The organism is Streptomyces flavalbus (genome assembly GCF_042674625.1).
Classification (GTDB): domain Bacteria; phylum Actinomycetota; class Actinomycetes; order Streptomycetales; family Streptomycetaceae; genus Streptomyces; species Streptomyces flavalbus.
In genome coordinates this window covers 6,879,022-6,891,006 of sequence record NZ_JBHTEB010000001.1, presented here as the reverse complement: position 1 = coordinate 6,891,006, position 11,985 = coordinate 6,879,022, and the positions used below count along the sequence as shown (strand labels likewise).

The 11,985-nt window shown below is 74.4% G+C and carries 10 protein-coding genes and 1 pseudogene; 2 read left to right on the top strand and 9 right to left on the bottom strand.

Annotated elements, in window-relative coordinates; all coding sequences use genetic code 11:
- The first annotated feature begins 21 nt into the window (after positions 1-21).
- Complete coding sequence (locus tag ACFQZ6_RS30760; RefSeq protein WP_381615626.1) at positions 22-522, top strand: universal stress protein; 501 nt, start codon at positions 22-24, stop codon at positions 520-522.
- Between the two features lie 136 nt (positions 523-658).
- On the opposite strand, the gene ACFQZ6_RS30755 is transcribed toward ACFQZ6_RS30760, so the two are convergent.
- The 9 genes and pseudogenes from ACFQZ6_RS30755 to ACFQZ6_RS30715 form a co-directional block, all read right to left on the bottom strand.
- Positions 659-1,180 carry a flavodoxin domain-containing protein gene (locus tag ACFQZ6_RS30755; RefSeq protein WP_381615623.1) on the bottom strand — a complete coding sequence of 174 codons (522 nt, stop codon included), beginning with the start codon at positions 1,178-1,180 and terminating at the stop codon, positions 659-661.
- Between the two features lie 24 nt (positions 1,181-1,204).
- Entirely contained in the window at positions 1,205-1,939 is a 735-nt protein-coding gene (locus ACFQZ6_RS30750; RefSeq protein WP_381615620.1) for a CBS domain-containing protein, read from the bottom strand.
- A gap of 26 nt (positions 1,940-1,965) precedes the next feature.
- Positions 1,966-4,656, bottom strand: a complete 2,691-nt coding sequence (locus tag ACFQZ6_RS30745; RefSeq protein ID WP_381615617.1) for a bifunctional acetate--CoA ligase family protein/GNAT family N-acetyltransferase — start codon at positions 4,654-4,656, stop codon at positions 1,966-1,968.
- Between the two features lie 287 nt (positions 4,657-4,943).
- Complete coding sequence (locus ACFQZ6_RS30740; RefSeq protein ID WP_381615615.1) at positions 4,944-5,573, bottom strand: hypothetical protein; 630 nt, start codon at positions 5,571-5,573, stop codon at positions 4,944-4,946.
- 159 nt (positions 5,574-5,732) lie between these two features.
- Positions 5,733-6,164, bottom strand: a pseudogene (locus ACFQZ6_RS30735) (pyridoxamine 5'-phosphate oxidase family protein); the annotation flags it as partial.
- 134 nt (positions 6,165-6,298) lie between these two features.
- Positions 6,299-7,222 (bottom strand): carbamate kinase, encoded by a 924-nt coding sequence (locus ACFQZ6_RS30730; RefSeq protein ID WP_381615612.1) that lies wholly within the window; start codon positions 7,220-7,222, stop codon positions 6,299-6,301.
- Positions 7,223-7,225: 3 nt separating this feature from the next.
- A complete protein-coding gene (argF, locus tag ACFQZ6_RS30725; RefSeq protein WP_381615609.1) occupies positions 7,226-8,227 on the bottom strand; it encodes an ornithine carbamoyltransferase in 1,002 nt (333 codons plus the stop codon).
- 23 nt (positions 8,228-8,250) lie between these two features.
- Entirely contained in the window at positions 8,251-9,465 is a 1,215-nt protein-coding gene (locus tag ACFQZ6_RS30720) for an arginine deiminase (RefSeq protein WP_381615607.1), read from the bottom strand.
- Between the two features lie 25 nt (positions 9,466-9,490).
- Positions 9,491-10,975: an APC family permease gene (locus ACFQZ6_RS30715; protein WP_381618781.1), complete on the bottom strand. Its 1,485-nt coding sequence runs from the start codon at positions 10,973-10,975 to the stop codon at positions 9,491-9,493.
- Between the two features lie 328 nt (positions 10,976-11,303).
- On the opposite strand from ACFQZ6_RS30715, the gene ACFQZ6_RS30710 reads away from it, so the two are divergent.
- On the top strand, positions 11,304-11,924 hold the full coding sequence (locus ACFQZ6_RS30710; RefSeq protein ID WP_381618779.1) for a CBS domain-containing protein: 621 nt from the start codon (positions 11,304-11,306) through the stop codon (positions 11,922-11,924).
- The last annotated feature ends 61 nt before the right edge of the window (positions 11,925-11,985 follow it).

Below are 11,985 nucleotides of genomic sequence, written 5' to 3'. Positions count from 1 at the left end.
GAGGACGTTCGGGAGGGTGTCATGTCCGTACCCGGAACTGGTCCGGCCATCGTCGTCGGCGTCGACGGTTCCCCGGCCTCCGCGGCGGCCCTGCGCTGGGCCGCCGAGCAGGGCCGCGTGCTGCGCGCCGAGGTCGTCGTCGTGCACGTGTGGGAGCCCAGCGGCCCCCGCGTCGCCCCGTACGCGCCCGCCGCGGCGCGACCGGCGGCGGACGACGAGCGGATCGCGGCGGCGCGGGTCCTCGCCGAGACGGTCCGGGGGGTGATGGGCCCGCACGTCGCCCGTACGGTGCGCGCCGAGCTGATCGAGGGACCGCCCGCCCGCGTCCTGCCGCGCCGCGCCCGCGACGCGGCCCTGCTGGTCCTCGGCCACGCCACCGCGACGGGCCCGGTCAGCCGCGCGTGCCTGCGCCACGCGACGGTACCGGTGGTCACGGTCCCCGCCCCGACCGCGACGGTCACCCGGCTCACGGGGCTCCCGGGGCGGGGCGGCCCGAGGCGGGCTGAGCGGGGCGGGGCGTGAGGTCCCAGTACGGCGAGGCGCCCCGGCCGCCCGGTCCCGCACGGCGAGGCGCCCCGGCCGCCCGGTCCCGCACGGCGAGGCGCCCCGGCCGCCCGGTCCCGTCCGGGCGGCCGGGGCGCGCTCGCCCCCTCCCCTCCTAGATGGTCTCGCCGTCCGCCGTCAGCTCCTTGGCGATGCCGGTCGCCCAGGACTCGACGGCGGTGGTGTCGCGGAAGTCGCCGCCCTTGCCGGAGCGGAGGATCATGCGGGCGACCCGGCCGCGGGCGCCCTCCTCCAGCCGTCCGCCGAAGGTGACGTGACCGACCGCGTCCAGCTCCGTCATGGCGCGCTGGACGCCGGGGACGGGCGGGATCTCCCGCTCCGAGGCCGAGGTGTCGAGCGGGCCGCTGCTGAAGAACCACACCGGCCGCCCGGCGAGTTCACCGCGGTGGCGCCGCACGAAGCGGCGGGCGTCCTTGTGCCAGCGCCCCGCGTACAGCGCGCCGCCGACCACCACCGCGCCGTAGGCCGCCGCGTCGGACACGGACCGGGCGGGGCGCGCCTCGGCCGGGACGCCCTCCCGGTTCAGCACCTCGGCGACCGTCTCGGCGATCTCGGCGGTGGCGCCGTTGGTCGTACCGTAGGCAACGAGCACCTTGACGCCGTCTTTGCCGTCCATGGTGTTCCGCCTCCTCTCAGCCGTTCACAGCCTGCGCAGCCAGTCGTCGGCCACGCCGTGCAGGGAGTGCCCGTCGGCGGCGGGCAGCCGCGCGTCGTCCAGCCGGTAGGTCAGCTTGTCGACGACGGCCACGACCCCGTCCACCTGCCGGGTCATGGACACCGCGATCTCGGTCTCGCTCTTGCGCTCCAGGTCCCCGGTGAGCGTCACCACGCCCTCCGTCACCGACACGTCGATGCTGGACGGCGGCAGCCACAGGGCCCGCTCCAGCACTTCGCGCAGCACCTCCTGGCGGATCTCCGCGTCCGGCCGCAGGAACACCCGCAGCAGGTCGCGCCGGGTGACGATGCCGACCAGCCGGTCCTCCTCGTCCAGCACCGGCAGCCGTTCCACGTGCCGTTCGGCCATGGTGCGGGCGGCGGCCACGATGGTGTCGTCGGCGTGCACGGTGACCGGCGGCGCGGTCATCAGCCGTCCCGCCGTACGGGCGTGCGCCTTGGCCGCGCGGCGCCGCGCGGCGGGCCGCAGCGCGGCGAACCGCAGCCGCACGGGCGGCTCGAAGGGGTCGGGGACCTGCGCCTGCCGCATCATCAGGTCGGTCTCCGAGACGACGCCGATGACGTGCTCGTCCTCGTCGACCACGGGCAGCCCGCTGATGTCGTGCTCGGCGAGCAGCCGGGCGACGTTCTTGAACGTGGTGCCGTACTCGGCCCGGACGACGTCGGTCGTCATCACGGAGCCGACCTTGTTGTGCTTCATGGCGATTCCTTCCCTGCGGCTGAGGGTCAGCGCAGTCGGCGCAGATAGGGATCCTGGGACCGGCGGGGCAGCAGCCGCAGCCGGGCGTCGAGGACGGTGACGCGTTCGGGGGTGGCGAGTACGGGGTTGAAGTCGGCCTCGGCGAGCTGCGGCAGGTCGGCCGCCATCCGGGAGAGCCGGTGCAGCAGTTGCTCCAGGCCGTCGAGGTCGACGGGCCCGCCGCCGTGCGCGCCGAACAGCAGCGGGGCGCAGCGCGGGCCGGTGATCAGGTCGTGGACGTCGTGTCCGGTGAGCGGGGCGAGCCGGGCGGCGTGGTCGGCGAGGATTTCGGTCGCGGTGCCGCCGAGCCCGAACAGCACCAGCGGTCCGAAGACCTCGTCCTGCACGACCCCGGCGAACAGCTCGGTGCCGCGCGGCGCGAGCGGCTGGACGACGACGCCGGTGAGGAGTCCGGCGAACCGGGTCTCCAGGTCCCGGTAGGCGGCCCGGACCTGGGCGTCGCCGCGCAGGTCGAGGTGGACGGCGCGCTGTTCGCTCTTGTGCACCAGGCCGGGCCAGTGGGCCTTCAGCACGACCCGGCCGTCCGCGCCGCGCAGCCGTTCGGCGGCGAGCACGGCCTCGTCCTCGGTCTCCGCCCAGGCCCACGGCAGTTGCGGGATGCCGTAGCAGGACAGGAGGTCGGCGCAGGTGCGCGGGTCGAGCCAGCCGCCCTCGGGGTGGGCGGCGAGGTACTCCTCGGCCACCTGGTGGGCGCGGGCGCCGTCGACGTCGTCGAGGGCGGCGGGCACGTCGGCCGGGCGGGCCAGCCAGGCCGCGCGGCGGGCGGCGTGGGCGAGGGCGCGGGCGACGGCGCGGGGTTCGGCGTACGAGGGGACGGTGCCGTCGGCGGCGCGCAGCAGCGTCACCGGCACCTCCTGCTCCAGGCGGACGACGGCGACCGGGCGGGCCCGGCGGCCGGGGCCGTCGGTGAGGGCGCGGACCAGGTCGTCGCCGGTCGCGGCGGCGACGGCGGTGGGCACGAGGGCGACCAGTACGGCGTCGACGCCCGGGTGGGCGACCAGCCGGTCGACGCAGGCCCGCAGTTCGGCCTCGCCGACGGCGGCGGTGGCGTCGACGGGGTTGCCGACCGAGGCGCCCTCGGGCAGCACGGTGAGCAGGTCGTCGACGAGGTCGGGGGTGGGCTGCGGCAGCACCAGGCCCGCCTCGGCGCAGGCGTCGGCGGTGAGCACCCCGGCGCCGCCCGCGTTGGTGACGACGGCGACGCGGGTGCCCGCGGGCAGCGGCTGGGAGTGCAGCAGGGCGGCGGTCTCCAGGAGTTCGCCGATGGAGTGGGTGGCGGTGATCCCGGCCTGGGTGAACAGGGCCTGCCGGGTCATGGTGCCGGTGGCGGCGGCAGCGGTGTGCGAGGCGGCGGCGCGGCGCCCGGCGTCGGTGCGTCCGGCGTCCACGGTGAGGACGGGGATGCGGCGGGTGACGCGGCGGGCGGTGCGGGAGAAGGCGCGCGGGTTGCCGAAGGACTCCAGGTGCAGCAGGGCCAGGTCGGTGCGGTCGTCGCTCTCCCACCACTGGAGCAGGTCGTTGCCGCTGACGTCGTACTTGTCGCCGAGGGAGACGAAGCTGGAGACGCCGATGCCGAGCCGGGACAGCCCGTCGAGCAGGGCGATGCCGACGCCGCCGGACTGCACGGCGACCCCGGCGGTGCCGGGCCGCGGGTGGCTGGCGGCGAAGGTGGCGTCCAGGCCGAGCCCTGGCTCGGTGTTGGCGATGCCGAGGCAGTTGGGGCCGACCAGGCGCATCCCGTGGGTGCGGCAGGCGGTGACCAGGGCGCGCGCGGTGCCGGTGTCGAGGCCCGCGGAGACGACCACCAGGGCGCGTACGCCCGCCTTGCCGCACTCCTCGGCGATGCCGGGCACCGCGGGCGCGGGCGCGGCGACCACCGCGAGGTCGGGCACCTTCGGCAGCAGCGCGACGGACGGGTACGAGGGGACGCCGAGGACGGAGGTGCACTTCGGGTTCACCGCGAACAGGCGGCCGGTGAACCCGCCGGTGTGCAGGTGGTGCAGCAGGGCCCGGCCGACCGAGCCGGGGGTGCGTCCGGCGCCGATCACGGCGACCGTCTCGGGCCGCAGGAGCGGGCCGAGGCTGGCGACGTCGGCGGTCCGGCCGCGTTCCTCGACGGCGGTGAGGTAGGCGTCGTCGGTGTCGAGGGCGATCGAGCAGTGCACCTCGGGGCCGTCGAGCCGCCGGGTGATGTCGAGGCCCAGGTCGGTGAAGAGCCGCATCACCTTGTGGTTCTCGCTGAGGGCGTCGGCGGTGAAGGTGGTGATGCCGTCGGTGCGGGCGGCGGAGACGAGGTGCTCGACGAGGAGCGTGCCGACCCCGCGGTGGTGCAGTCCCTCGGCGACGGCGATGGAGACGTCGGCGGAGGCCGGGTCCTCGCCGCTGTGGTACTCGGCGAGGCCGAGCACCTGCTGGGCCCGCTCGGCGAGCAGCGCGCGGTGGCCGGGGCGGCCGGTGGCGCAGGCCCGTTCGGCGGCCTGCTCGGCGGCGCGGCGGCTGGCCGCGAAGAACCGCAGGCGCAGGTTCTCGGGGGACATCTCCTGGTAGAGGCCCTCGAGCTGGGCGCGGTCCGCGGGTGCCACGGGGCGGATCCGCACGGTGGTGCCGTCCGCGAGCAGGGCGTGGACCGGGGGGCGGTGCAGCACGTCGTCCGACATCACGGATCTCCTCACCTGTGGTGGTCCGGCACTTCGAGCATCCAGCGGGGCGGCGCGGGGTCCCAGGGGCTGACCGGGGACGACCGGGGGGCCGTTGGGCCCGGGTCGGGTCGCGCGGGTTCGGGTATGCCGACGGCCCGTCTCGGGTCCGTGACCCGCGAGGGCCGAGTGGGACGGGCGGACCGGGTAACCCGGCCCTTCGGCCGTCCGGCGCGTCCGGCACGTCCGGCGCCCGGGGGCGGCCCGACGCGGTGGACCCGTCGGTGGGTCCACCGCGTCGCCGGGGTTCAGCGGAGCCAGCCGTTGTCGCGGACGAAGGGGAGCTTCGCCCAGAGGCGGCCGAATCCGAGGGCGTTCCCGGCCGAGACGACGGCCAGGGCGATCAGGATCGCGGCGTAGACGACGTGGTAGTCGGCGAAGGGGTTCGTCGACATGCTCGCCGAGCCGTCCGAGAGGTGCTTGGCGGGCGGCCACTCGGCGATCCACATGAACGCCATCATCGCGGTGCCCGCGACCGCGGCGAGCCGCAGGGCGACGCCGCTCACGAGGGCCACGCCGATGCCGAGGAGGCCGAGCATGAACATCCAGTCGGCCCAGGTGTCACCGGCCCAGGAGTGGAACGTCGACTCCATCGGACCGACCTTGACGTTGCTGAGGAAGCCCAGGGTGGGCGAGCCGCCGTCGATCCAGCCCTTGCCGGACGGGGTCGCGTAGCCGAAGCCGAAGGTCTTGTCGAGGAAGGCCCACAGGAAGACGAAGCCCATGAGGAGGCGGACCGAGCCGAACACGTAGGCCCGCGCGGTGTGGGCCTCGCTCAGCGCGGCGGCGTCGGACTGCGGTGCGGCGGTGGTCCGGTTGCGGCGCAGTGACGGCAGGTGGAAGCCGGTGCCCTGCTGCGGGTGGTTGTGCACGGCCATGACGGTGGTCCCTTCGGGGAACGGTCCGGGTGGTGCCTGACACCTTCACTCTGCTGGCTCCGGCCCCTGGGCGCCGGATGCCGAAGGTCCGCGCCGAGAGGGCTGAACAGCCCTATTTACGCGGGTCGTTCGGCGGGCCTCCGCGGGCGCCCAGAGCGGCAGGTCGAGGCCGTACATGGTGCGTCCGCCGACCAGTTCGCGGCCGGTGACCAGTTCCGGCTCGACGCGCAGCAGGACCTCGCGCGGGGACGGTGCCCAGGACCGCGGGCCGGTGCGGGCGAGGCGCCGCAGGTCGGCGGGGTCGGTGACGACGGTGGCCGTGCCGGTGACGACGACGCTCCAGCCCGCCTCGGCGACGCGGTCGACCTCGTCGGCCTCGAAGGCGACCACCGCGCCGTCGACCGCGCGGACCAGCTCGGAGCCCGCGGCGGTGCGCACGAGCACGGCGCCGTCGTCGTCGAGGCTGAAGTTGACGGGCAGGACGGCCGGGAGGGCCTGGCGGGTGTGCACGATCCTGCCGATGTCGGCTCGGGCCAGCAGGCGCAGGCATTCCCGGCGCCCCAGTTCGCGGAAACCGTCATTCCGATACATGGCTATTCCATCTTTCGCCTGAGGGGCACACTGCCAGCTACGGTCCTCCCATCGTCAGGTGGTGGCGGCCGGGGCGTGAGGGACCTTCTGTCCCGGAGGGACCGGAGACCGGCCCTACCCAGGCCCTGGCGATGTCACGGCACCGTCAGCTCCGGTCGTACGAGGGTGCCGGAGCGGCCGTGCACGATCTCCTGGGCGGCGTCCAGGGCGCCGATCGCCGCCAGGCCCCCGGTGCGTTCCACGAACCGGGCGGCGGCCTCCGCCTTCGGCCCCATGGAACCGTCCGGGAAGCCGCCGCGCCGCAGGTCGGCGGGGGTGGCGTCGAGGACGGCCCGCTGCGCGGGGGTGCCGTAGTCGGCGTAGACGTTCGGGACGTCGGTGAGGATGAGCAGGAAGTCGGCCCGCAGCTCCTCGGCGAGCAGCGCGGCGGTCAGGTCCTTGTCGATGACCGCCTCGACGCCGTGCAGGGCCCCGCTGTCGCGGTCGGCGGTGACGGGGACGCCCCCGCCGCCCGCGCAGACGACCAGCGTGCCGGTGCTGAGCAGCTCGTGGACGGTGTCCGCCTCCACGATCCCCTCGGGCGTCGGGGAGGCGACGACGCGCCGCCAGCCGGTGGTGTCCTGGGCGATGTGCCAGCCGTACCGGTGGGCGAGGGCGCGGGCCTCGGAGCGCGGGTAGACCTGTCCGACGAACTTGGTCGGGTTGCGGAAGGCGGGGTCGTCGGCGCGGACCAGGGTGTGGGTGACCAGCGCCGCCACGCGCTGGCCGGGGAGGGTGTCGTGCAGGGTGCGGACCAGCAGCGAGCCGATCATGCCCTGGGTCTGGGCGCCCAGCAGGTCCAGTGGGTAGGGCGCGGTGAGGGCGGGGTCGGTGGCGCTCTCCACGGCGAGCAGCCCGATCTGGGGGCCGTTGCCGTGGGTGACGACGATCTCGTGCTCCTGGGCGAGGGCGGCCACGGCGGTGGCGACCCGGTCGATGTTGGCCCGCTGGACGTCGGCGTCGGGGCGTTCGCCGCGGTGCAGCAGGGCGTTGCCGCCGAGGGCGATGACGATGCGCACGGTTCAGCCCTCCAGGGTGGCGACGAGGACGGCCTTGATGGTGTGCAGCCGGTTCTCCGCCTGGTCGAAGACGAGGGACGCGGACGAGGAGAAGACCTCGTCGGTGACTTCGAGGCCGGTCAGCCCGTAGGTGTCGCGGAGTTGGCGGCCGAGTCTGGTGTGTTCGTCGTGCAGGGACGGCAGGCAGTGCAGGAACCCGACGTCCGGGTTGCCGGTGGCGGCCAGGGTCTTGGCGTCGACGCGGTAGGGCCGCAGCAGTTCGATGCGTTCGCGCCAGGCGTCGGCGGGCTCCCCCATCGACACCCACACGTCGGTGTGCAGGAAGTCGGCGCCCCGCACGGCGTGGGCCACGTCCTCGGTGAGGGTGATCCGGGCGCCGCTGCGCGCGGCGAGTTCCCGGCAGGTGGCGACCAGGGCCGGGTCGGGGTGGAGCGCGGCGGGGGCGGCGATGCGCACGTCCATGCCGAGCAGGGCGCCCATGGCCAGCAGCGAGTTGCCCATGTTGTTGCGGGCGTCGCCGAGGTAGCAGTAGGCGGTGTCGGTGAGCGGTTTGCGGCTGTGCTCGCGCATCGTGAGGACGTCGCAGAGGCTCTGGGTGGGGTGCGCGGTGTCGGTGAGGCCGTTGTAGACGGGGATGCCGGAGTGGGCGGCCAGTTCGGTGACGACGGACTGGGCGGCGCCGCGGTACTCGATGCCGTCGAACATCCGGCCGAGGACGCGGGCGGTGTCGGCGACGGACTCCTTGCCGCCGACGTGGGTGTCGCCCGGGCCCAGGTAGGTGGTCGCGGCGCCCTGTTCGGCGGCGGCGACCTCGAAGGCGCAGCGGGTGCGGGTGGAGGTCTTCTCGAAGATCAGCGCGAGGTGCCTGCCGCTCAGGCGGGGCCGTTCGGTTCCGGCCCGCCGGGCGGCCTTCAGGTCGGCGGCCAGATCGAGGAGGTGGGTGATCTCCTCGGCGGTGAAGTCGAGTTCGCTCAGGTAGGAGCGGCCTCGCAGGTCGACGGTCATGGTGGTTCCTCGGGGTGGGCCGGTCAGGCGACCGGGTCGCGTTCGACGGGGCAGCTCATGCAGCGCGGGCCGCCGCGACCGCGGCCGAGTTCGGCACCGGCGATGGTGACGACCTCGATGCCCTGTTTGCGCAGGTGGGTGTTTGTGGTGACGTTGCGCTCGTAGCCGACGATCACGCCGGGCGCGAGGGCGAGGAAGTTGCTGCCGTCGTCCCACTGCTCGCGTTCGGCGTTGCGGATGTCCTGCTCGGCGCAGAGCATCCGCACCTTGTCCAGGTCGAGGGCCTCGGCGAGCGCGGTCGGCAGGTCCGGGTCGGGGGTGACGGCGAAGCCCGCCTGGTGGGCGGCGCTGGGCCGCAGCGTCCAGGAGCGCAGCGCGTCCGCGAGCCCGGGGTAGATGACGAAGGCGTCCCGGTCGACCATCGTCAGTACGGTGTCCAGGTGCATGTAGGCCCGTTCCGCGGGGAGTTGCACCGCGATCAGCCGGTGGGCGGTGCCCTCGGCGAACAGCCGGGCGGCGAGGTTCTCCACGGCCTGGGCGGTGGTGCGCTCCCCCATGCCGACCATGACGGCGCCGTTGCCGAGGACGTGCACGTCGCCGCCCTCCAGGGTGCCGACGGCGCCCTGGAGCAGCGGTTCGGGGGCGGTGGCCGCGAACATCGGGTGGAACCGGTAGATCACCTCGGCGTGCAGGCTCTCCCGGCGCCGGGCGGGCTTGGCCATCGGGTTGACCGACAGCCGGTCGTAGATCCAGCAGGAGTTGTCGCGCGGGAAGAGGTGGTTGGGCAGCGGGGCCAGCGCGAACTCCTCACCGCCGAGGGCGCTCCACACCAGGCTGTGCGGCGCGGCGATCGGCAGGTCGCTCTTCAGCAGCCCGCCGACGAGGTACCCGGCGAGCGTCTCGCCGTCCAGCCCGGCGGTGAACTCCCGTACGGGGTCCGCGAGCGCCGGGCCGACGGCGGCCGGGGTGACGACCCGCTCCAGCAGCCACTCGCGTGCCTCGGGCACGTCCAGGGTCTGGGCGAGCAGGTCGGCGAAGTAGTGCACCCGGGCCCCGTGGTCCCGCAGCACCTGCGCGAACGCGTCGTGCTCCTCCCTGGCCCGCTTGGCCCACAGGATGTCGTCGAAGAGCAGCGCGTCGACGTTGCGCGGGGTGAGCCGGGACAGTTCCAGGCCCGGTCGGTGCAGGATGACCTGGCGCAGCCGCCCGGCCTCGGAGTCGACGTGGAAGGTGTTCATGACGGGCTGTCCTCCCTGGGCGTCGTCAGTCGTGGTGGCGGAGGATGCCGCGGAGCCGCCCGGCGCGGACACCGCTCGGGCGGCGGGGCGCAGGCAGCACCAGCGGCGTCTCGGGCGCGCGCCCGGGGCCGGCGTCGGCGGACTCAGAGGCGGCAGGCTCGGAGGCGACGGACTCAGCGTCGGCAGACTCGGAAGCGGCAGGCCCGGCGTCGGCGGACCCGGTGGACTCGCCGGACTCCGGCGGGGTGTCGTCCAATCCGTCGCCGCGCTTCAGCCACACGTACACCGGCAGCCCCAGCAGCAGTACGAACAGGCCGTAGTAGACGGTCTGGTAGCCGCTGCCCTGGATCGACCAGTACGAGAACGCCATGGCGAGCACGGTCACCGTCACGTCCCGGGCGAGGGCGCGCGGGCTGGCGCCGGCACGGCCGCGCAGCAGCCAGTACAGCCGGGCGGCGGCGGAGAACAGGTACGGGATGACCGCGGTCAGCACGCTCAGCAGCACGATCTTGGTGAAGACGTCGTCGAAGCGGGTGTAGCTGAACACCGTGATCAGCGAGGCCAGCACGGTGGAGGCGACGATGCCGAACACCGGCACCCCGCTCTCCCCGCGCAGCCGGGCGAACGCGCCGGGGAAGAGCCCGTCGCGGGCGGCGGCGTACGGCATCTCCGCGCACAGCATGGTCCAGCCGTTGAGCGCGCCGATGCCGGAGACGATCGCCGCGACGGCGACCGCGTCGCCCGCCCAGGTGCCGCCGAGGATGTTGTTCGCGGCGTCGGTGAACGGCGCGCCCGACTCCCCGAGCCGCGCGTGCGAGACGGTGCCGAAGACGGCGAGCGTGCCGAGGATGTAGATCACGGCGCACACCAGCGTGCCGTACACCGTCGCCCGCGGCACGTTCCGCCCGGGATCGCGGACCCGGCCCGCGACCACCGAGGCCGCCTCCAGACCGAGGTAGCTGAACAGGGCGATGGCCCCGGCCGCGGAGATCGCTCCCAGCGTGGACTGGCCGCTGGAGTTGAACGCGCCGAAGTTGTCCGGGTCGATGAACAGCAGCCCGATGGTGGCCATGAACACCAGCGGTACGAACTTCAGCACCGTGGTCACCACCTGGAAGGCGCCGGTGTTGCGCACCCCGCTGAGGTTGATCGCGGCCGGTATCCAGAGCCCGGCCAGCGCGATCAGCACCGAGTACGCCTTGTCGTGCCCTTCGTTGACGAACACCTCGACGTAGCCGACCCACGCCACCGCGATCGCGGCGTTGCCCGCCCACGCGGTGATCCAGTACGACCAGGCGTTGAGGAACCCGGCGAACTCGCCGAACGCCTCCCGCGCGTACACGTACGGCCCGCCGCTCGCCGGGGCCCGCTTCGACAGCGCGCCGAAGGTCAGGGCCAGCGCCAGCGCGCCGAGGGTGACGGCGACGAACGCGACCAGGGCGACGGGGCCGTAGGGGGCGAGCGCGGACGGCAGGGCGAAGACGCCGGTGCCGATGACGCTGCCGATCACCAGGGCGGAGGCGGCGGGCAGACCCAGCGCCGCGCTGGGCGGCGTCCTGGCGCCGCCCGTTTCGGTGGACATGGCTGTGCTCCTTGCGCCGAGGGGGGGCCGGAGTGGGGGTCGGCCGCCGTGGCGACCGGCTCCGGTCCCGATCCTGCTGCGCCCTGGCGATCACGGGGACAGGCCCAGAGGTCCCCGTCCGGTGCCGGAGGTCCCTGCTGGCGGAGCCGGTCGGCCCGTGGCCCGCGGCGGTGGCCGGACGCACGCTGAGGATGAGGAGCCCCATGGCGTCGAGGAGGACACCGTGCATCCAAGCCCCTACGTCGTGAGCGATGTGATGACGCAGACCGTCGTCGCCGTCGGCCGCGACGCTTCGTTCAAGGACATCGTCAGGCTCATGGAGCAGTGGAAGGTCAGCGCGCTGCCGGTGCTGGCGGGCGAGGGCCGGGTCATCGGCGTCGTCTCCGAGGCCGACCTGCTGCCGAAGGAGGAGTTCCGGGACAGCGACCCGGACCGGTTCACGCAGTTGGAGCGGCTGGGCGACCTGGCCAAGGCGGGCGCGCTGACCGCCGGGGAGCTGATGACCAGCCCCGCGGTCACGGTGCACGCCAGCGCCTCGCTCGCCGAGGCGGCCCGCATCATGGCGCAGCGCAGGGTCAAGCGGCTGCCCGTGGTCGGCGAGACGGGTCTGCTGGAGGGCCTGGTCAGCCGCGCCGACCTGCTCAAGGTGTTCCTGCGGCCGGACGAGGAGATCGCCGACGAGGTGCGCCGCGAGATCGTCTCGTCGGTCTTCCGCGCCTCCCCGGAGCCGTTGTCGGTGGAGGTCGTCGACGGCCGGGTCACCCTCACCGGCACGGTCCGCGACACCTCCCTGGTCCCGGTGGCCGCCCGGCTGATCCGCGCCGTCGAGGGCGTGGTGGACGTGGAGTGCCACCTCACCGGACCCGCGCCCCGGTAAGCGGCCAGGTAGCCAGGCAGGAGCGAAGGGCCCGCACGCGCCCCGTGCGGGCCCTTCACCC

Excerpts from the sequence above, each read along its gene's own strand:
- ACFQZ6_RS30760 (WP_381615626.1), top strand. The coding sequence starts at position 22 with ATGTCCGTACCCGGAACTGGTCCGGCCATCGTCGTCGGCGTCGACGGT.
- ACFQZ6_RS30755 (WP_381615623.1), bottom strand. The coding sequence starts at position 1,180 with ATGGACGGCAAAGACGGCGTCAAGGTGCTCGTTGCCTACGGTACGACC.
- ACFQZ6_RS30750 (WP_381615620.1), bottom strand. The coding sequence starts at position 1,939 with ATGAAGCACAACAAGGTCGGCTCCGTGATGACGACCGACGTCGTCCGG.
- ACFQZ6_RS30745 (WP_381615617.1), bottom strand. The coding sequence starts at position 4,656 with ATGTCGGACGACGTGCTGCACCGCCCCCCGGTCCACGCCCTGCTCGCG.
- ACFQZ6_RS30740 (WP_381615615.1), bottom strand. The coding sequence starts at position 5,573 with ATGGCCGTGCACAACCACCCGCAGCAGGGCACCGGCTTCCACCTGCCG.
- argF (WP_381615609.1), bottom strand. The coding sequence starts at position 8,227 with ATGACCGTCGACCTGCGAGGCCGCTCCTACCTGAGCGAACTCGACTTC.
- ACFQZ6_RS30720 (WP_381615607.1), bottom strand. The coding sequence starts at position 9,465 with ATGAACACCTTCCACGTCGACTCCGAGGCCGGGCGGCTGCGCCAGGTC.
- ACFQZ6_RS30710 (WP_381618779.1), top strand. The coding sequence starts at position 11,304 with ATGACGCAGACCGTCGTCGCCGTCGGCCGCGACGCTTCGTTCAAGGAC.